The organism is Flavobacterium sp. NLM (genome assembly GCF_002210235.1).
In the GTDB taxonomy this organism is placed as follows: Bacteria; Bacteroidota; Bacteroidia; order Flavobacteriales; family Flavobacteriaceae; genus Flavobacterium; species Flavobacterium panici.
The window spans coordinates 1-17,813 of record NZ_LIAC01000002.1 but is presented as its reverse complement, the minus strand read 5'-3'; the positions used below and the strand labels follow the sequence as shown (position 1 = coordinate 17,813).

Genomic DNA, 17,813 nt, shown 5'->3' with positions numbered 1-17,813 from the left:
TCTTCTGAATAAAATCAGCAACAACACATGCAACACGGAATTTTCATCTGGCAGCAATGCATCATACTATTTATGTTTCTATTCGATCTCATTTTATTTTTATTTAATAGTTCCTAAAAAAAGCCTTTCATGGTGCATGAAAGGCTAAAAAAAAAAATAACTAACAAGTACTTTCTCTATTAACGCCATTTCATCGCATAGGTCGACATGCAGCACATCGTCAAACTGCACATAAACGGGATGATATTTAGACTATAGTTTTTCATTGTCATTGCAAATCTATAAAATATATTTATAAACTCTATAGAATTAGTCGGGTTTATTTCAGAAAAGTATAAATTTAACATTAAATCCCTTGTAAATTAATGATTTAAGAAATTAAAAAAAGTACTAAAATTGTGATTTCACGATGAAAACAATGGCAATTAAGGCCAAAACAAGTCCTAAAATATTGATTTTAGATAATTTTTCTTTGAAGAAAAGCATTCCAACAAGGCTTCCCAAAACGATCACGCCCATGTTCATTCCGGCAAAAACAGTTGAAGGATTTTCGGCGAAAGCCTTATGCGCTTTTAAATAAAACAATATATTTCCGAAGTTGAAGATTCCAACTAAACCTCCAAAAAGGATATTTTTATAGTTCAGTTTTACTTTTTTTACCGCAACATCATAAACGACAACGAGTAAAGAAACAGCCAATGAAATATCAAAAACGATAAACAATGAAGTTGTGTAAGGCAAAGCGGTAAAAAGTGCAATTTGCTTAAAAAGGATATCGATAATCCCGAAACCTATAAATACAGCTGCCGGATAAATCCATTTGTTTTGATCGTTTCCTGATTGTTTTTTTAAGATGAATAACAGCGCTATAAATCCAATTATTAGTCCAATAACTTTATACGAATTGAATTCTTCTTTAAAAATAAGCCACGCTGCAATTATCGGAATAAAGAGCGATAAACGCTGTGCAGCATCAGTTTTTGCAATTCCCATATGTTTTATGGAAGTGAATAAAAACAGAAAAACAATAGGCAGTAAAACACCAACCGCTGCATAAATATTCCATGGCGCATCTGCATGAACTACATTTAAATCCGGGCTAAAAGTAAAATAGCAAAGCGATATTGCCATTATATAATTGAACGCAATAATCTGAATTGGGTTTGCATTGTATTTACGGGTTATTTTGAAGATAACACCAACCGTTACACTGCATAAAATACTTAAAACAAGAAACAACATAGGATTAAATTTTGAATACAAAAATAACGTTTATCTCCTTATAATGAATGTTCCTGAAAAAACATATTAGTCACTTTTTAACCATCCTGTAATACTCATTCTGGTATTTTGTGTAACTAAAACTTCGTGAACCAGTTCATTACTTTTAAAGAAAACGGTTTTACCCTGAATGGGTGATATTTTCTGCTCGCTGTTGTTTTGGTGAATCATTAATTCTCCGCCGTCACTTTCTTTCCAATTACTGTTTAAATAACTGATCATCGAATATTTACGACTTGAATTATTTTTGAATTGATCTAAGTGTTTGAGATAAAAATCGCCTTTTTCGTATAAGGAATAATGAAATTCGTAACCTGTAATTCCGGCAAAACAACTTTCGTTTAAGTAAGGTACAAAAGCATCGATTTTATCGAAAAACTCATTTTCAAAAACATTATTGTGTTTTTTATCTAGCCAATAAATAGCGTCGTTTCTAATTTTTCCGTCAAAAGAAAGCTTTTCAGAATTTCCAATTCCAGCTGCCAACAGTAAACTGGCAGCATTTAAATCGATTAAATTTTGCTTGAGATTATTTGATAATTCGTCACTTATAAAGCGTTCTGAAATTCCAATTTTATTCTCCATATAACTTGCTATCAAATCCTCAAAACTATCATCCATCACTTTTTTAGGCAAACTGCAAATACAACCAACGGAACAAGGTAGACTATTTAAAACTGGTAATGCTGTTTTTAAGAAATAATAAAAATCAGACTATAGTTTGTTTCCGCGCATAAATAAACCCGACAGGTTTTAAAAACCTGTCGGGTTTGATAACTACTGCTGAATTAACAATTAACAATTAACAACTAATAATCTATAATTTACTAATATAACTTCCGTACATATCTTTAAACTGATGTCCTTGTGCAAAACGGTCTTTGCTTAGTTTTTTATATTCTACCAAAGCCCACAGCACAAACTCTTTTACAAAATATTCGTCTTTTTTATCTAATTGCGGCTGGTATTTTTTCAATAAAATATCCAACGGAGTAACTTCATCTAAAATAGCCTGATATTCAGCATCAGTAGCGTCGTCTAATAATTCGAAACCGCTTTCTGCAAAAAACCATTCAATTAAATCAGAATAAGGTGTTTTTTCTCCCGGCTTTTCTAATTTTTCGATTTTAGGGAATAGCGTTGGAAACAAAGTTCGAATTGCCATTCCAATCAAATGCTGCGCTACAAAAGCAGCTCCCTCCTGCTCTCCTTCATAAACCAATTCTACTTTTCCAGTTATCGCCGGAATAATTCCGATAAAATCAGATAAACGAAGATTTGTTTTATCAACTCCAGATTTTAAAGCACGACGTTCTGCTGTACTAATTAAATTTTCAAAAGCGGTAATACTCATTCTCGCACTTACACCACTTTTATTGTCGATATATTCACTTTCGCGGGCTTCAAAACTAATTTGCTCTAAAATATCACGAGCTAAATTCGGAACATAAACTATATCACTTTGGTTTTCGTCCAGTTTTGCTTCCTGTTGTGTAATTGTTCTTGCAATTTCAACCGTTTCAGGATAATGCGTTAAAATCTGCGAACCAATTCTGTCTTTAAGCGGCGTTACTATACTTCCTCTGTTTGTATAATCTTCCGGATTTGCAGTAAAAATAAATTGCATATCAAGCGGCATTCTCAATTTAAATCCGCGAATTTGAATATCGCCTTCCTGCAGAATATTAAATAATGCAACCTGAATTCTGGCTTGTAAATCTGGTAATTCGTTGATAACAAAAATACTTCTGTTTGCTCTCGGAATCATCCCGAAATGAATTACACGATCATCTGCATACGATAATTTTAAATTTGCGGCTTTAATTGGGTCAACATCTCCAATTAAATCAGCAACCGTAACATCTGGTGTTGCCAGTTTTTCGAAGAAACGTTCACTTCTGTGTAACCAGGAAATTGGTGTTTCATCTCCTTTTTCTTCAATTAAATCTTTCGCAAAACGTGAAATTGGATTCAACGGATCGTCATTGATTTCTGAACCTGTTACAAACGGAATATATTCATCCAACAATTCAACCATTTTACGGGCTAAACGTGTTTTTGCCTGTCCGCGGAGTCCTAATAAATTAATATTATGACGAGAAAGAATCGCACGCTCCAGTTCTGGAATTACGGTATTTTCGAATCCGTGAACGCCCTCAAAAACCGGTTTCCCCGATTTTATTTTCTCACGAAGGTTATTTCGCAATTCGTCCTTTATACTTGTGCTTTTATATCCTGCAGCTTTTAACTGCCCTAATGTTTTTATATTATTAATTTCCATTTTATGAAATATCTATTTTGTTTATTGTTTTTTTAATGACAAATATTGTGTTGTTGCGTTGTGTGCAAATTTATTTTAAAGCCTTTGTTTCTTTGGACCTTTGCCTCTTTGAACCTTTTTTAATCAACTTTGTGTCATTACTTTGCGTAGACGCACTGCTGTGCGTCTCTACGATATGCGTTGTGTATAAAATTATCACAAATCAATAAAAACAGCGCTTCGACTTCGCTCAGCGTGACAGCTGAAAACTGTGACTAAAAACTGAACACTGAACACTTACCTCACCCTCTTCTTCCTATTCGTTTCATAATCTTCAAAAATCATTTCGCCAAGACCTTTTAATCCGGTATAAAATGCTTTTCCCTGATTTGCTTCTGTAAAATGATTGACAAAACGCTGTAAATACGGATCATTTGCAATCATAAAAGTTGTAATCGGAATGTGTAATTTTCTGGCTTGCTGTGCCTGTGTGTAACATTTATCTACAATATATTCGTCGAGACCGTTGCTATTCATATAATACGAACCGTCCCGTTCGCGCACGCAGCTTGGTTTTCCGTCGGTGATCATGAAAATCTGCTTGTTGGTATTTCGTTTTCGACGCAAAATATCCATTGCTAATTGCAATCCGGCAACTGTATTGGTGTGATACGGACCAACTTGCAAATAAGGCAAATCTTTAATTGGGATTGTCCAGGCATCATTTCCAAAAACCAAAATATCAAGCGTATCTTTTGGGTAACGGGTTGTGATTAATTCCGCCAAAGCCATTGCTACTTTTTTGGCAGGCGTGATTCGGTCTTCGCCATACAAAATCATACTGTGGCTAATGTCGATCATCAAAACGGTACTCATTTGTGCTTTGTATTGCGTTTCTTCGACAACCAAATCATTTTCGGTTAGCATGAAACTTTCAACCCCATTATTAATTTGGGCATTTCGCAGACTTTCGGTCAATGAAATACGTTCTAAACCATCGCCAAAATTAAATTCGCGAAATTCTCCCGTATGTTCATCGCCATTTCCGGCATGTTTTGTTTTATGATTTCCGTTTCCGGAACGTTTCAGATTTCCGAAAATCTGATCTAAAGCCTGCTGACGAATTGCGCGTTCTGTTTTAGCAGTGATTCCAAAACCGCCGCTTCCATCTTCTTTGACTTCGTCTTTTATGTAACCTTTCTTTTTTAAATCTTCGATAAAATCATCGATCGTGTAGTTCTCATCTGTTAGTTTATATTCTATATCTAATTCCCGAAGCCAGTTGATTGCTTCGTCAAAATCCCCCGAAGTATGGGTGATTAGCTCTTTGAAAATACCAAAAAGTTTTTCAAACGGAGACTGAAACGGGGCTTCGTACGACTTAAAATAAAAACCTTTTTTAAATTCGTTTTTCATAATTCTAAAATTAAGCCTTTTTGGAATTATGAAAATAGAAACGTTTATTAATTTTTAGTTAAAATATTTAACCAAAATTCGCAGCTAACAGCGTTAGATGTAATAATTATTCAAACTTTCCATCGACATAAAACCAAGCGTTATTTTCAAATTTAAAGGTTGAAAACTCATAATGAGTCTGCGGTTTATTATTGGAGTTTAAAAAATAGGCTTTAAACTCCACTGTATTTTCTGTAAAACTCAGAATTTCTAATTTTTGCCATTTATTTGCGGTGGCCCATTTTAGAATTTCTGCTTTCGAATAATATTTTCTTTCTGAAATATAAGTTGTTCCCAAAAGATATTCAGCATTATGAGTAGCATAAGCCGAATATCTGGAACGCATTAACGCCAAAGCTGTCGGCGCCTTTTGATTGTTTTCGAGATACAATCCGCAGCAATTTTCAAACTGTAATCCTGTATCGCAAAAGCATTTATGCGTCGCCATCTACTTGTTCTTCTCCGTTAAGCTTTACATGAAGCTGGTTTAATAAAACCTGATATCTGCTGATTTCTCTCACTTCTTCATCTTCTTCAGCAAAATCAATCATTTCGTCTAATACTTCACTTACATCTAATAATTTATTATTTGCTTCTCTGGAATCTCCCGCAGCAATTAAATCAATGATTTCCTGTACACTTGCTTTTAAACTTTCAAATTTTGTATTCATATATAGGTTTGTTTTTTGTTTGCCACGAATTACACGAATTTACACGAATTAATTTTTTAAGATTAGTAATTAAGAAATTAGTGTGAATTCGTGAAATTCGTGGCAAAAAAATATTTATTTTTCTTCTTTTTTATCTTCGTTAAACTTTTTTATAATCTCTTTAAGCTTTTCTTTACGAGCAATTACAGCTTGTTTCGCTTTATCCTGAGCTTTGTGAAGTTTATCGTTATGCTTTTTTATATTTCTTTCGTTATTGCGTCCCATTATATTTCTCTTTTAATTTCTTCTAAACTCCTTTCAGTAAAAATCAATTCGTTGATAATCTGCTTTCTTAAATCGGCTATATCTTCATAATCAAAATATTTTGCCCACGAAGTTAATTGCTGCAGATTCCTAATTTGTTTTAAGCGTTTTGTGGTTTCAAAGCTTGTTCTCAAAATTGCTTTTCCGTCGTAATTCGGATTCTTTTTATGCTGATAATTGGCAAGGTTCTTTTCAAAATCGGCTTCTATGTAATATAGTTTTTCTTCGGCATTATCAGGATAAAATTCTTCCCAGGCAGCAAAACCAATTTTTGTTTTTGATTCGGTTTCCGGCTCACGCGCAATTAAACGCCATTTACTGTTGGCTAATCTTCCCCAATGATTGGATACGCGATACATTCCGGCTTCGGTATAATAATAAGAACTTCCTGCCTTGCTTTCAAACTGTTTTTTTAAACCTTCTATTTCATTTGGAAGCACTTCATTAAAAACACAAAAGGTATTCTTAAAAGAATTTGGATGTGGCTTAAAATTTTTCTGCATGTGCAAATATACTGAGATTGTCGCGAACTCCCTAAAACAAACCTAAATTGATTAACTTTGTCGTTTCAATTTTAAAATAAAAAACTATGTCTAAAGATTCACAAGAAAAAATGCCGCAAAAAGGAGTTTATACCGGCATTATCGAAAAAGATGAAAACAACAATTATTTCTGTGGTGAATATCTTTTAGATTATAAAATCGCTCATACTAACTTTAATATTGGAGACTGGGTTACCATTAAATCTGTAATCGAAAATCCAAGCGACATTAGCTACGATAAATATCCTAAGAAATCTAAAAACTTCGATAAGGCGAATCATAAGCCGGAATAAAGTTTTTATTTCAGGTTTCTTTTGTTTCAGGTTTCAAGTTGAAATGAGGGGAATTTTAACGCAAAGTACGCTAAGTTTTTTTTATCGTAGTGTGTGTAGTGCTGAAAACAAAAAGTTCGCAAAGCTTTATCAATACAAAGCTTTGCGAGCTTTGCATTTTTATAAAAACCTTATATGTTGAAAAATCTTTGCGTACTTTGTGTTAAAAAATTACATAAAGTTATCATTAACTTTTTTTAATATTTTTTCGATCAAAAGTGAAAAGTTAAAAAAAAGTGTACCTTTGCAAAAAATTTGTCGATTTGAACTAATTAATATCGATTTCAAACTAATAGACAAGTAGTTACCTTTTATTTATGAAAAAAATAGTTGAATACCGCAAGTTACTAAACGTAGAAAAAACTGCAGAGTTAAAAGATTTAAAAACAATTTATCGTAATGCGATGAAAGAATCTCATCCTGATAAATTTGTAGGAGACGACGCTGGTTTAAAAGAGGCAGAAGAAAAAAGCAAAACAATCATTGAAGCTTACCACTTTTTAGTAAGTATTCACCCTGATACTATTAAACTTAATTTACCTGAATATACAGAAACAATTTCAACTTGCACGATTACAGATTACAAATTTGTAGAAGGGCGTTTGATTATTGATTTTTCTAACGGAAGTGTTTACGAATACATTAGTGTTCCTAAAGCTACTTACGTGAAAATGGTAAATGCTGATTCTCCTGGAAGATTCGCAAAAAGACACATTTTGAACTCTTTTACCTGGAGAAAGAAAACAAATCAAGAATAAATTTATTCGAAAATAATTCAAAAAGCACTCTTCTTACAGAGTGCTTTTTTTATGGCTTAGTATTAAAAAAACTCTATATTAGCATTCAAAACAATAAATAAATAAGAGTTTTAAATCAATTAAACGTCTCAAAACACTTGATTACAGGACATTTAGACACGAAAAAACTATAACAAAATTTTAGGTTACAAAATTCTATATGTTTTATAATTTTAGATACTTTTGTTGCACAAATCAATTAACTAATTAATTTTTTATAATGAAAAAAATACTTTTTTTACTTACAGCTTCTGCAGCTATCATTTCATGCAGTAAAGTTAAAGACGGAGAATACCTAATTACTGGTACTGCAAAAGGAATCGAAAACGGAAAAACTATCATTCTACAAGGACAAGATCCAGCTACAAGAATGACAATTGCGTTAGATACTGTAAAAGTTGAAAATGGAAAATTTGAAATTAAAGGAAAAGTTAAAGAACCAGCTTTCCATACATTAATACTTCAAGGTGCTAACGGACCAATCCCATTTATCTTAGAAACTGGAGAAATCAATATCGAAATTGACAAAGACAGTATCCACAAATCTAAAATTTCTGGAACTTACAATAATGACGAGTATGTAAAATTCAATGATGATCTTACAAAAACTCAAAAAAACTTAATTGATTTTCAGAAAAAGAATACTCAAAAAATGCAGCAAGCGCAGCAAGCTCAAGATACAGCAACTATCAACAGCTTGATGAAACAATACATGGAAATCCAAACAGAAGTACAAGCTAGTACTAAAAAGAAGTATTTAGCTTACGCTGAAGGACACCCAAAATCTTATATCTCTGCATTGATCATTCAAAGTATGATTAATGATCCAAGCAATGATATCAAAAAAACAGAGAGTTTATACAACGCTTTAGACGAATCTGTAAAAAACACAACTCCTGGTAAAGAAATCAAAACTAGACTAGGTCAAGCTAAATTGCCTGCGGTTGGTGCATCAGCTCCTCCAGTTGGCAGCGCTAAATGAAGAGCAGATTTTTCTGCGCCAAATCCGCAGGGAAAAGTAGTTTCGCTTAAAGAAAGTTTAGGTAAAGTTACTATCGTTGATTTCTGGGCTTCATGGTGTGGACCATGTAGAAAAGAAAATCCAAACGTTGTAGCGATTTACAAAGAATTACATTCAAAAGGATTAAACATTGTTGGCGTTTCTTTAGACAAAGATGCTGAACACTGGAAAGAAGCTATCGCAGCAGATGGTTTAACATGGACACATGTTTCAAACCTTAAATTCTGGGATGAACCAATTGCGAAACAATATAATGTTGAATCTATTCCTGCAACTTTTATTCTTGATGCATCAGGAAAAGTGGTTGCTCAAGACTTAAGAGGTCCGGAATTGAAAGCAAAAATCGTAGAATTATTAGCAAAATAATCCTACTTTTGAAATAAAGTTAAAAAATCTCCCTTGTGGAGATTTTTTTATTTTATTCAATTCCAATGAATTAAAAAATAACTTTAAAATAACTTTAAATTAAGTTCTTTTTTTGTTTGCAAATCTAGAAAACGTTGCTATCTTTGCCACCGCTTAGAACAACAAAGCACAACAAATTGAGATCGGGGGAGATACTCAAGCGGCCAACGAGGGCAGACTGTAAATCTGCTGTGTGAACTTCGCAGGTTCGAATCCTGCTCTCCCCACGGAAAGGGTAAAAGAAGTAAAAACGAAAGTTTTCCAATCTTTGAAAACCTTCAAAAAAGTGGTAAAGCCTGCAAATCGTAAGATTCGCAGGTTTTTTTCATTTAAAACAGTTTTCAAACTTTATAAAATACCCGAAATATGTTTCTGTTTCCTTATTAAAGATCCTGTTGTTCCAGCCATTTTAAAATTGATTGGTTAGTTTCTTCAGGCTTTTCTTGCTGAATCCAATGACCACAATCAAGAGTAACAACCTCTAAATTAGGAACGATATTTTTTAGGTTTTCAGACTTTGGAATCGTATCCCGATTACCATATATCATAAGAGTCGGTTGATGAATGATTGGAATTATATCTGCCATTAAATGCCAGTTTCTATCAAGGTTTCTATACCAATTTATACCTCCTGTAAACCCTGAGGATTCGAAGGCAGAAATGAAAACAGATAGTTCTTTATCACTCATCAAGGGATCTCCAAGTGGTTTTTCTTCTCTTGCAAGATTAATCATTAGCATTCCAGGTTCAGGCGGTGTGAGAGGTATGTTTTTTCGAAATATGTTACGAAGGAACCGAGATTTGTTTTTGTTCATTATAGCATCTGCTACTCCTGGTTGTCTATTGAAGTGAACAAAATAGAAGTTCTCTCCAAATATTGCTTCCATCAACTCAATCCATGGTTTATCTCCACGATCTTGATAAGGTAAGGCCAAGTTTATTACTTTATTTACCCGTTCAGGATGCAATAGTGCCAGACTCCAAACGACATTTGCACCCCAGTCGTGACCCACAAAGGCAGCATCCTTATAACCAAAATGGTCAAGTAGTGCAATAAGGTCACTTGTTAAGTGTTCAATGTCATAATCCGTTATTTTGGTCGGACGAGATGAATTACCATAGCCGCGTTGATTTGGAACAATTACGTGGTAGCCAGCATCAACAAGAGCCTGTATCTGATAACGCCAAGAAAATGCATGCTCTGGAAAACCGTGGCAGAGAATGATAGGTTTTGCTGAATTTTGTTGACCTGCTTCAAATACTTCCAGCACTACACTATTAACTGAAATCATTGTAGCCTTAGGAAATGAGATGGGATTAAATCCTGTCTTTATTACGTTTGTCATTTTTATTCCTTTAAAGATTATTAATGATGCAAACTTATAGCTGGAAAGTGACAGCCTTATGTCAGGGGTTAAAAATAAATTAGTGATAGGTGCTAAAATACTCTTCCAGGGTCATTTTGTGTGGTTCAAATTTGTCTGTAAGTATTTCTAATTCATTGATTCTGTCTAAACGAAAAAAACGAAACTTTCTTCTTAATCGACAATAGGCAACTAACAACCAATTTTCTGTACTCAACAACGCAAATGGTTCTATGCTTCGGGTTGTGGGTTCATTTTTCGCATTGGTGTATTCAATTTTTACAACACGAAAATTTGTCAATGCAAATTGTAAGTCAGATAAATGACTACTGTTTCTTTCCCGATTGTTATTCTGGTCAAATCGTACTCTTTCTGAAAGTAAGTTCGCTTTGTCTAGTATGTTGTATTTTAAGACTGCTTTTACTTTTTCAATAGCTTCAGTATAATCTTTAATGAATGAAGTGTCTTTGTTTTGAAGAACTAATTGTTCTGCGGTAATTAACGCATTTGCTTGTGCTTCTGTGAACATTACGGGAGGCAGTCTGTAGCCCTCCATTAGTGAATAGCCTTTTCCATCTTCAGTAATTATTGGAACTCCCGATTGTTCAAGTGCTCTAATGTCTCTATAAATTGTCCGATTGCTTACGTTAAATTTGTTTGCAAGAGTTGTTGCCGTCAAAAGTCGTTTTGTTTGCAATTGTATTAAAATTGCAGTCAGTCGTGAAAGTCGTGTAGTCTCATTTTCGTTCATTTTTTTTGACTGTCAATGTTTCAAGGGGAATTTTTGGCATTACGGCTGAAGTTTTGTTATTACAACGGGTTTGGAACTAAAACTCCTTTTTGGATTTAAGTTTAAATGAATTTGAATTTCTTGCAACTAACATATTATATAAACTTATTTAATAAAAACGGCATAGCAAAACGCATACTTATAGTAAAATTCGGAATGCTCATAATTACAGTAATGGGAATATTTAAAATTCCTATTGGTTTAGCATCGCATTCACTTATACTCATCAGATCTGGGATGATATTTTTTTCAAAACTACCTGTATTGAAGTCCAAAAAAATCATTATAAATAGTGATTTTTTATTTCCCATAGTTATATCATGCAACAGGAACTTCTCATGGTGTTTTTAAAAGTAAAAATCCATAAAAACAAGAAAGAGATTTAGGCTTGAATATTATTAATGAGAAAAACTCAAATTGGCGTAAAAGTATCATGGAAAGGCTTTTTTCTACCTTTCCTTTTATTTCATAATAGGACAAATTTGCAATGTAATTTAAACATAGCACAATAAAAATATTTATATATGCTATTTAGATTCAAATAGTCCATTATAACATAATAATTTTCTATAACGGATGTGCGCGCTGTGAGCCAATAAAAATAGTCAATCAATCGCAGTAATCAATTACCACATTATGAAATTAAATTTTTTCCTGTTCGCATCACTAGTTGTAATGACAGCAGTTCAAGCACAAAATCCCGGAAGAGTTTTAGGAATACTATAAATGACTTCGTCAGTTTTTACTTCCGGTACTGTAACAGTCACCAAAACCTTATCATCTTTTACATTGCTAATTAATATTTACTTCTACAGTTTTGTTTGCAATTAATATCCTTCTGATTTTTTCTACGTTTTTGATCTTGATTCCCTCTCCCTCCACTAACTTTAAATCTTCTAAAAACTCATCTTTAAAAGTTAAGTTTTCTTCAAATGGCAGATCCTTTAATTTTATATAAAGAGCCTCTGCTTCCTTATAATTTCCTTTTAATAAAAGCAGGAGCGGCATATTAGAAAGCGGATATTTTGACTCGGGATCATACTTCATACTTTGGTTTAAGTAGTACTCTACATCATTTAATTTTTGAGTTACAATGCTGTACCAAGCCAAACTATTATAATGTATCCCCATTTGTTTCTTTATTAAGCTATCAGGAGCAATTTTATAATAAGCAGAGTCTAAAGCAACCAAACCGAGGTAGTGAGCCCTTATATCCTTATTTGTTTTTAATGATGAAATACCAGACTTTAAAAAGTAGGCTCGATACTCTTTTATATGATTCGCATCTGAGACAAATAATGCCTTTGATTTAGCATCTGAAGTATAATTATAAGAAATCAAGCTGATTTTATATTTATAAGCAACATCATCATTTGATTTTAAGATGCTTGGAATCAACAAATCAGCTTTACTTATGTCTTTTTCCTGCAGATAATATTCATAAAATTTGAGCATAACATCAGGGCTTTTACCATTAATAAGGTTTTTTATGTTTTTCTTTTTTAAATTAAATTCATCTCGTATAGTGTCTAATGTTTGTATTTTATTATTTTGATAATCTGCCTTAGGGTTTATATTTGCCTGACATGTAAAAGCACTTAGCATCAGTATCACGCGAAATATTATTAGTAGTATTATTGATTTCATTTTTAAAAATTTATTTAAAATGTAATTACTTGTTTTAGTTAAATTATGTTGATAAGATATCTTAGTAATTTAGGTTAAGACCAAATCCTATCCCCATATCACTATCATAATGTGTTGTAATTCCAAAGTTCTTTCCGGCAATATATTTTAATCCTGCCATATATTCCTTGTCGGTATTCCACATCAAATTCATTCTTAATCGCTTTGAAACCGGAATGTCTTTGCGTTCTAATTGAAAACGTATTTTACCGTCTGTAAAGATTTCCGTTTGCGCTACTACAAGCATTGGCAGAGTATAGTTTACACCGGCAGAAAATACAGCCCTTTTATCTTTAGTACTGGTTTGTCCAAATAAATTTTGCTCTTGTTCGCTCATTTCCATTTTTCTTGATCTCCAGTCAAAACCTATAAATGGCATAAGCCATTGCATTTTTCCAATATAGCGGCCGATATGTGTTTCGGTTTCGTAGCCATGCATATTATTATAGCCTAACCTCCACTCTGTTCCAATACTCCAACGTGTGTTTTGAAACATTGCTTCTCCATCATTACCGTTAGTGGCAAAATCATTTTCTGCCATGAAATGAAATTTTCTATCATCAGCAAAAAGCATACGCTTGGCTAATTTTGGATTAGGAATTTCGGGATTTAGTTTTGAATTTTCATAACTAAAAATCCTTCCCATACCGCTCATCATGTGATATAAAATATGACAATGAAAAAACCAGTCTCCATCTGCGTTAGCATTAAATTCTATAGTATCTGTTTCCATCGGCATAATGTCGACCACATTTTTAAGAGGCGCATAATCTCCCTGCCCGTTTACTAATCTGAAGTCATGCCCGTGTAAGTGCATGGGGTGGCGCATCATAGAACCATTATGCAAAATAATACGAACATTTTCTCCTTTCTTTATGAGGATTTTATCAGTTTCTGATACTACTTTATTGTCTAAACTCCATACATAACGATTCATGTTACCGGTAAGCTCAAATTTTAATTCTTTTACAGGTGCATTTTCAGGAAGATTAGTTTTTGACGTCGCTTTCAGCATTGCATAGTTTAATGTCTTAATCTCAGAAGATCCATCAGTAATTTCAGGGTACATAACTGCATTCATATCCATCTGATTAAGTGCCATTGCCATCCCCATATCATCCAAATCGCCATTCATTTTCATCATACCGTTCATCATCTTCATGCCTTCAAAATATTTCAATTTCGGTAATGGCACACTTGACTGTTTTGTTCCTTCTCCCAGATATAAAGATGCTGATTTAGTACGATCTTCAGGGGTTGCCAAAAATTCATAAGATGTATTTTGCTCCGGAATGGTTACCACAAGATCATAGGTTTCAGATACAGCTATTAATAATCTATCAATCTCAACAGGTTCGACATCATTACCATCATTTGCTACGACAGTTATTTTACCGCCTGCATAATTGAGCCAGAAATTGGTTGATGCTCCCCCGTTAGAAACTCGTAAACGAATCTTATCACCAGCTTTAAATTGATAAAGCTGGTTTTTATTTTTACCATTAATTAAAAATGCATTATAATATACATCACTCACATCCATGGCGTTCATTCGTTTCCACTCGTTTGTCACTTTGGTTGAAAAATATCCTTGTTTTATGGCTTCGGTATAACTTTGTGTAGTACCTTTTTTAATTGCAAACCAATCACTGGCATTGTGTAAAAGCCTGTGGATATTTTCAGGATTCATGTCGGTCCACTCGCTCAAAACTATCGGTACTGAAGGTAAATCATCTATACCTTTTCTAAAGGTTTTATCTTCTGGCTTTTTATTTATTATAAATGCACCATACATACCAATTTGCTCCTGAAGACCACTGTGGCTGTGATACCAATGAGTACCGTTCTGAATAATGGGAAAAGTATATTTATAAACCGTATGAGGTTTTATAGGCATCTGAGTCAGATATGGAACTCCGTCTTCCTTATTGGGCAAAAACAAGCCATGCCAATGCAGCGAAGTTTCTTCATCCATTTCATTATGTACATAAATCTCTGCAGTGTCTCCTTCTGTAAATATAAGTGTCGGCATTGGAATTTGTCCATTAACAGCAATTGCTCTTTTGGGTTTACCAGTGAAGTTTACCAAAGTATCTTTTACATATAAATCATAACGAACGACTCTCTGCGCATTTACTGTTAAAGTAAACAGCAATAATATATAGAGTATTTTCATATTTTAAAGTGTTTCAATGGTCTTTCCGCAAGTCATCATCTTGGCTCCATAATAAGGATTTTTAATTTCCTTTTCTCTGCTTAACCAATTAGCATCCTCCATTGGACAATATTGATAATAAACGGGTTCTGATGATTTTGAAACTTTAATCAGATCGTACAGGTTTTTTGATAGTGATTTAAAAAACTTTCTTTGTTTATTTATATCCTGCGAATTAGAAATATTTTCGGCATCCGCTAATAAAGCTTTGGATAGTTTCATCCAAATTGTATGTTCTTCCATTTTTAAACTTTCCATCTTTACAGCAGTAATAGCTGTTTTGAGTTTTTCTGCGTTTAAGGAAGCTGATTTACTATCGGTTTTTACCAAAGATTCATTTACAAGGAAATAGGAATCATAAACATTCCGCAGCTGATTGTTTTCCAGAGAATCGCTAATCATTATATTATTAGAAGTACTATTTGATATTTTTGATGCTGTACTTGCTGAATTTAAAAAATTAGCACTGAACGAAAGGATTGACACCAATAAAAGTATTGCTGTCATTATTTTTTTTAATGAATACATATAGTTATTTTTTTAAAATGAAATAAGTTAATAAATTACGTATTGACAGAAATACTTATAATCTGTAAATAGTAATTAACTCAAAAATTGAATAGAAAAGGTTTGACAGTAGAATATTAAGTGCTAATTTGATACACTTATGGCTGTCACTTTTGAATTTAACCTATTTTTGGTTTCAAAAAAAGAGAAGAGTAACCTGAAGAAACAGAACTTTCAGGATGATTGAATTTTTGATTTTTAGTGCCAAAAAAATAATTTCTGGTTTTTAACGATGTTTCATTAAATACTAAAAAAACACCTGCAGATGGTGCGCAAATGCATTTAGAATCTTTACAATTATTATCACAGCAATGATTCTTTTTACCCATATGCCCAGCAGCACAACAATCTTTTTTACTATTAGTTGAAGACATTTGTGTGGTGGAATGTCCTGTTTTAGATTTACTTACACAAGCAAAAGTGTTACTAGGCATTATAAAAAAACCTAATAATAAAAATGCTAAAAAGTAAAATTTTCTCATTAGTAAAATTAAATATGAAACAAATATAATAATTATATTACATTGATTAATAGTTTGTTGATTAATTTATTTAAAAACTTAAACTTTTTTGCAATCTTAATTAAAATGAAAAAAAAAGTTCAAATCCTGATTGAGTTCAAGGAGTATAATTTAATATTATAATTTCTTGTTTATAATATCTGAATAATCAATTCGATGAATATCATTTTTTGTTTAAAGTTTCTTTACATCCCTTAAACTATATCCTTTTTGTTTTCTGAAAAAATTTGTTCAGATGGCTTACATCCGTAAAGCCAAATTCATATGCAATTTCATTCATACGTTTATCACTAAACCTAATTCTATGCTCGATCAGGTTAACCTTGTATTTAGCGATATACTGATGTAAGGTATCGTTAGTATGCTATTTAAAATACCTTCCAACATAAGCAATTGATACAGAAAATACATTGCTGATTTGTTCCGCTTTTAATTTTTCAGGATTATAAATATTCTGCTGAATATATTGCAATATTTTAACTGCTGTTTCTGAGATATAATCCGGTAAAAAATTCGAGATATTTCTTGCTACAATAATGATCAGGGTATTTCAGTTCCTTTTATGATTGTAACATCACCTTTATAAGAAATCATTTCCTCGTTCAACTTTACAGCGTTTACCTCTAACTGGCCTTCAAACAGATAAGCTTGCCCATCATCATCAATAAATACATTGAGGTCAATAAATCCCTATTAGCAATAACTCCTTTGGATTTTCGTGACAATAATGGTTTTCCTAATAGATTTTTAAACGGCCCATATGGATGATTAATTACGGCTACACCAATGTTATCCTGATCTGTCGGATAATAAAAATAATATTTACCATTTTTTTAATACAGTCAGGAGCCCATGCATAATAGCATTTCATGGATTTCCAGCCCGAAAATTTGCTGGTAAGTTTAGAAAGTTGATTTAAAGTAAACCTTTCAGTCAATAAGCTAAACAGAATTGGTGATTCACGAACTGATTTACTAAACTGGTAAAAGGCAAGATCTAACATTTGGTTGTGGCCAAAAATTAAATCTCCTGCCTCTTCAGCATGCTTCCATCTTTTGTATATACTAATTCTGCTGCAGTTTATCTTGCAGTCTTTTATATCGATTAAAGCATAATATCCTATCGTAACTATTGTATTTGTTAGATCGTTTTTATGGTTTACAGTGTTTTGTCTAAGAAGCATTTTTTTCGATACCATCATTAACAAAATAAGACCGTAAGCTGTTATATAAGATTTAATCTGGTATGGTGAGGTAGTCCGCAGGCTATTAACAAATAAAGTCTTCATATATGCTGATTAAAATTTCGAAACAAAATTCCAACACAAAAAGGAGATTCAAAATGAACAATTCACACTATTCCATAGACTATTTACCTGCTGGGGGTTCAAAAAACAATTTGTGCTTGTCAATATGACAAAAGGCAACTTTGATTTAGTTTCCAAAAGTATTATAAAACAAAAAATCCTCATCAAATACATGATGAGGATTCTTAAAAGAAAGGCGACGACATACTCTCCCACAATACTGCAGTACCATCTGCGCAGGCGGGCTTAACTACTCTGTTCGGGATGGGAAGAGGTGAGCCCCGCCGCAATAACCAC

Annotated in this window: 20 protein-coding genes, 1 tRNA gene, 1 rRNA gene and 1 pseudogene; 5 read left to right on the top strand and 18 right to left on the bottom strand. The window is 32.9% G+C overall.

Annotated elements, in window-relative coordinates; genetic code table 11:
* Nucleotides 1-390: 390 nt before the first annotated feature.
* From APR43_RS02295 to APR43_RS02260, 8 genes are all read right to left on the bottom strand, one after another.
* A complete protein-coding gene (locus APR43_RS02295) occupies nt 391-1,242 on the bottom strand; it encodes a DMT family transporter (RefSeq protein ID WP_053474422.1) in 852 nt (283 codons plus the stop codon).
* A 66-nt stretch (nt 1,243-1,308) separates the two neighbouring features.
* The gene (locus APR43_RS02290) at nt 1,309-1,902 is read right to left on the bottom strand and encodes a 2OG-Fe(II) oxygenase (RefSeq protein ID WP_053474421.1); all 594 of its coding nucleotides are present in this window, start codon (nt 1,900-1,902) and stop codon (nt 1,309-1,311) included.
* A 196-nt stretch (nt 1,903-2,098) separates the two neighbouring features.
* Nucleotides 2,099-3,562: an AAA family ATPase gene (locus tag APR43_RS02285; RefSeq protein WP_053474420.1), complete on the bottom strand. Its 1,464-nt coding sequence runs from the start codon at nt 3,560-3,562 to the stop codon at nt 2,099-2,101.
* A gap of 276 nt (nt 3,563-3,838) precedes the next feature.
* Entirely contained in the window at nt 3,839-4,957 is a 1,119-nt protein-coding gene (locus tag APR43_RS02280; RefSeq protein ID WP_053474419.1) for a vWA domain-containing protein, read from the bottom strand.
* A 106-nt stretch (nt 4,958-5,063) separates the two neighbouring features.
* Complete coding sequence (locus APR43_RS02275) at nt 5,064-5,444, bottom strand: YchJ family protein (protein ID WP_053474418.1); 381 nt, start codon at nt 5,442-5,444, stop codon at nt 5,064-5,066.
* The gene (locus APR43_RS02270; RefSeq protein WP_053474417.1) at nt 5,431-5,667 is read right to left on the bottom strand and encodes a hypothetical protein; all 237 of its coding nucleotides are present in this window, start codon (nt 5,665-5,667) and stop codon (nt 5,431-5,433) included. Before APR43_RS02270 ends, APR43_RS02275 begins: the two co-directional genes overlap by 14 nt.
* 114 nt (nt 5,668-5,781) lie before the next feature.
* The gene (locus APR43_RS24400; RefSeq protein ID WP_088636379.1) at nt 5,782-5,931 is read right to left on the bottom strand and encodes a hypothetical protein; all 150 of its coding nucleotides are present in this window, start codon (nt 5,929-5,931) and stop codon (nt 5,782-5,784) included.
* Nucleotides 5,931-6,473, bottom strand: coding sequence for a hypothetical protein (locus APR43_RS02260; RefSeq protein ID WP_053474416.1), 543 nt, complete (start codon nt 6,471-6,473; stop codon nt 5,931-5,933). Before APR43_RS02260 ends, APR43_RS24400 begins: the two co-directional genes overlap by 1 nt.
* Nucleotides 6,474-6,559: 86 nt before the next feature.
* Here APR43_RS02260 and APR43_RS02255 point away from each other — a divergent pair, with 86 nt between their 5' ends.
* From APR43_RS02255 to APR43_RS02235, 5 genes and pseudogenes are all read left to right on the top strand, one after another.
* Nucleotides 6,560-6,805, top strand: coding sequence for a hypothetical protein (locus APR43_RS02255; protein WP_053474415.1), 246 nt, complete (start codon nt 6,560-6,562; stop codon nt 6,803-6,805).
* A 356-nt stretch (nt 6,806-7,161) separates the two neighbouring features.
* Entirely contained in the window at nt 7,162-7,602 is a 441-nt protein-coding gene (locus tag APR43_RS02250; protein WP_053474414.1) for a KTSC domain-containing protein, read from the top strand.
* A gap of 259 nt (nt 7,603-7,861) precedes the next feature.
* Entirely contained in the window at nt 7,862-8,623 is a 762-nt protein-coding gene (locus APR43_RS02245; RefSeq protein WP_053474413.1) for a DUF4369 domain-containing protein, read from the top strand.
* A gap of 18 nt (nt 8,624-8,641) precedes the next feature.
* Nucleotides 8,642-9,028 (top strand): annotated as a pseudogene (locus tag APR43_RS24775) (peroxiredoxin family protein); the annotation flags it as partial.
* Nucleotides 9,029-9,213: 185 nt separating this feature from the next.
* Nucleotides 9,214-9,294: transfer RNA gene (locus tag APR43_RS02235), tRNA-Tyr, on the top strand.
* A 156-nt stretch (nt 9,295-9,450) separates the two neighbouring features.
* Here the strand turns inward: APR43_RS02235 and APR43_RS02230 are convergent.
* From APR43_RS02230 to rrf, 10 genes are all read right to left on the bottom strand, one after another.
* Nucleotides 9,451-10,413 carry an alpha/beta fold hydrolase gene (locus APR43_RS02230; protein WP_053474412.1) on the bottom strand — a complete coding sequence of 321 codons (963 nt, stop codon included), beginning with the start codon at nt 10,411-10,413 and terminating at the stop codon, nt 9,451-9,453.
* 79 nt (nt 10,414-10,492) lie between these two features.
* Complete coding sequence (locus APR43_RS02225) at nt 10,493-11,182, bottom strand: helix-turn-helix transcriptional regulator (protein WP_053474411.1); 690 nt, start codon at nt 11,180-11,182, stop codon at nt 10,493-10,495.
* A 134-nt stretch (nt 11,183-11,316) separates the two neighbouring features.
* The gene (locus APR43_RS02220; RefSeq protein ID WP_053474410.1) at nt 11,317-11,532 is read right to left on the bottom strand and encodes a hypothetical protein; all 216 of its coding nucleotides are present in this window, start codon (nt 11,530-11,532) and stop codon (nt 11,317-11,319) included.
* Between the two features lie 481 nt (nt 11,533-12,013).
* Nucleotides 12,014-12,868, bottom strand: a complete 855-nt coding sequence (locus tag APR43_RS24395) for a hypothetical protein (RefSeq protein ID WP_053474409.1) — start codon at nt 12,866-12,868, stop codon at nt 12,014-12,016.
* A gap of 61 nt (nt 12,869-12,929) precedes the next feature.
* A complete protein-coding gene (locus APR43_RS02215) occupies nt 12,930-15,083 on the bottom strand; it encodes a multicopper oxidase family protein (RefSeq protein WP_053474408.1) in 2,154 nt (717 codons plus the stop codon).
* A gap of 3 nt (nt 15,084-15,086) precedes the next feature.
* On the bottom strand, nt 15,087-15,650 hold the full coding sequence (locus tag APR43_RS02210) for a DUF3347 domain-containing protein (protein WP_053474407.1): 564 nt from the start codon (nt 15,648-15,650) through the stop codon (nt 15,087-15,089).
* Nucleotides 15,651-15,808: 158 nt separating this feature from the next.
* Nucleotides 15,809-16,171: a hypothetical protein gene (locus APR43_RS02205; RefSeq protein WP_053474406.1), complete on the bottom strand. Its 363-nt coding sequence runs from the start codon at nt 16,169-16,171 to the stop codon at nt 15,809-15,811.
* Between the two features lie 238 nt (nt 16,172-16,409).
* Entirely contained in the window at nt 16,410-16,523 is a 114-nt protein-coding gene (locus tag APR43_RS24755; protein ID WP_305728100.1) for a hypothetical protein, read from the bottom strand.
* 465 nt (nt 16,524-16,988) lie between these two features.
* Entirely contained in the window at nt 16,989-17,393 is a 405-nt protein-coding gene (locus APR43_RS02200; RefSeq protein WP_123924591.1) for a hypothetical protein, read from the bottom strand.
* A gap of 314 nt (nt 17,394-17,707) precedes the next feature.
* Nucleotides 17,708-17,813: ribosomal RNA gene (gene rrf, locus APR43_RS02195) — 5S ribosomal RNA — on the bottom strand; the annotation flags it as partial.

Excerpts from the sequence above, each read along its gene's own strand:
- APR43_RS02225 (WP_053474411.1), bottom strand. The coding sequence starts at position 11,182 with ATGAACGAAAATGAGACTACACGACTTTCACGACTGACTGCAATTTTA.
- APR43_RS02230 (WP_053474412.1), bottom strand. The coding sequence starts at position 10,413 with ATGACAAACGTAATAAAGACAGGATTTAATCCCATCTCATTTCCTAAG.
- APR43_RS02210 (WP_053474407.1), bottom strand. The coding sequence starts at position 15,650 with ATGTATTCATTAAAAAAAATAATGACAGCAATACTTTTATTGGTGTCA.
- APR43_RS24395 (WP_053474409.1), bottom strand. The coding sequence starts at position 12,868 with ATGAAATCAATAATACTACTAATAATATTTCGCGTGATACTGATGCTA.
- APR43_RS02280 (WP_053474419.1), bottom strand. The coding sequence starts at position 4,957 with ATGAAAAACGAATTTAAAAAAGGTTTTTATTTTAAGTCGTACGAAGCC.
- APR43_RS02260 (WP_053474416.1), bottom strand. The coding sequence starts at position 6,473 with ATGCAGAAAAATTTTAAGCCACATCCAAATTCTTTTAAGAATACCTTT.
- APR43_RS02285 (WP_053474420.1), bottom strand. The coding sequence starts at position 3,562 with ATGGAAATTAATAATATAAAAACATTAGGGCAGTTAAAAGCTGCAGGA.
- APR43_RS24400 (WP_088636379.1), bottom strand. The coding sequence starts at position 5,931 with ATGGGACGCAATAACGAAAGAAATATAAAAAAGCATAACGATAAACTT.
- APR43_RS02250 (WP_053474414.1), top strand. The coding sequence starts at position 7,162 with ATGAAAAAAATAGTTGAATACCGCAAGTTACTAAACGTAGAAAAAACT.
- APR43_RS02200 (WP_123924591.1), bottom strand. The coding sequence starts at position 17,393 with ATGCTTCTTAGACAAAACACTGTAAACCATAAAAACGATCTAACAAAT.
- APR43_RS02290 (WP_053474421.1), bottom strand. The coding sequence starts at position 1,902 with ATGGATGATAGTTTTGAGGATTTGATAGCAAGTTATATGGAGAATAAA.
- APR43_RS02205 (WP_053474406.1), bottom strand. The coding sequence starts at position 16,171 with ATGAGAAAATTTTACTTTTTAGCATTTTTATTATTAGGTTTTTTTATA.
- APR43_RS02255 (WP_053474415.1), top strand. The coding sequence starts at position 6,560 with ATGTCTAAAGATTCACAAGAAAAAATGCCGCAAAAAGGAGTTTATACC.
- APR43_RS02215 (WP_053474408.1), bottom strand. The coding sequence starts at position 15,083 with ATGAAAATACTCTATATATTATTGCTGTTTACTTTAACAGTAAATGCG.
- APR43_RS02245 (WP_053474413.1), top strand. The coding sequence starts at position 7,862 with ATGAAAAAAATACTTTTTTTACTTACAGCTTCTGCAGCTATCATTTCA.
- APR43_RS02295 (WP_053474422.1), bottom strand. The coding sequence starts at position 1,242 with ATGTTGTTTCTTGTTTTAAGTATTTTATGCAGTGTAACGGTTGGTGTT.
- APR43_RS02275 (WP_053474418.1), bottom strand. The coding sequence starts at position 5,444 with ATGGCGACGCATAAATGCTTTTGCGATACAGGATTACAGTTTGAAAAT.
- APR43_RS02220 (WP_053474410.1), bottom strand. The coding sequence starts at position 11,532 with ATGGGAAATAAAAAATCACTATTTATAATGATTTTTTTGGACTTCAAT.
- APR43_RS02270 (WP_053474417.1), bottom strand. The coding sequence starts at position 5,667 with ATGAATACAAAATTTGAAAGTTTAAAAGCAAGTGTACAGGAAATCATT.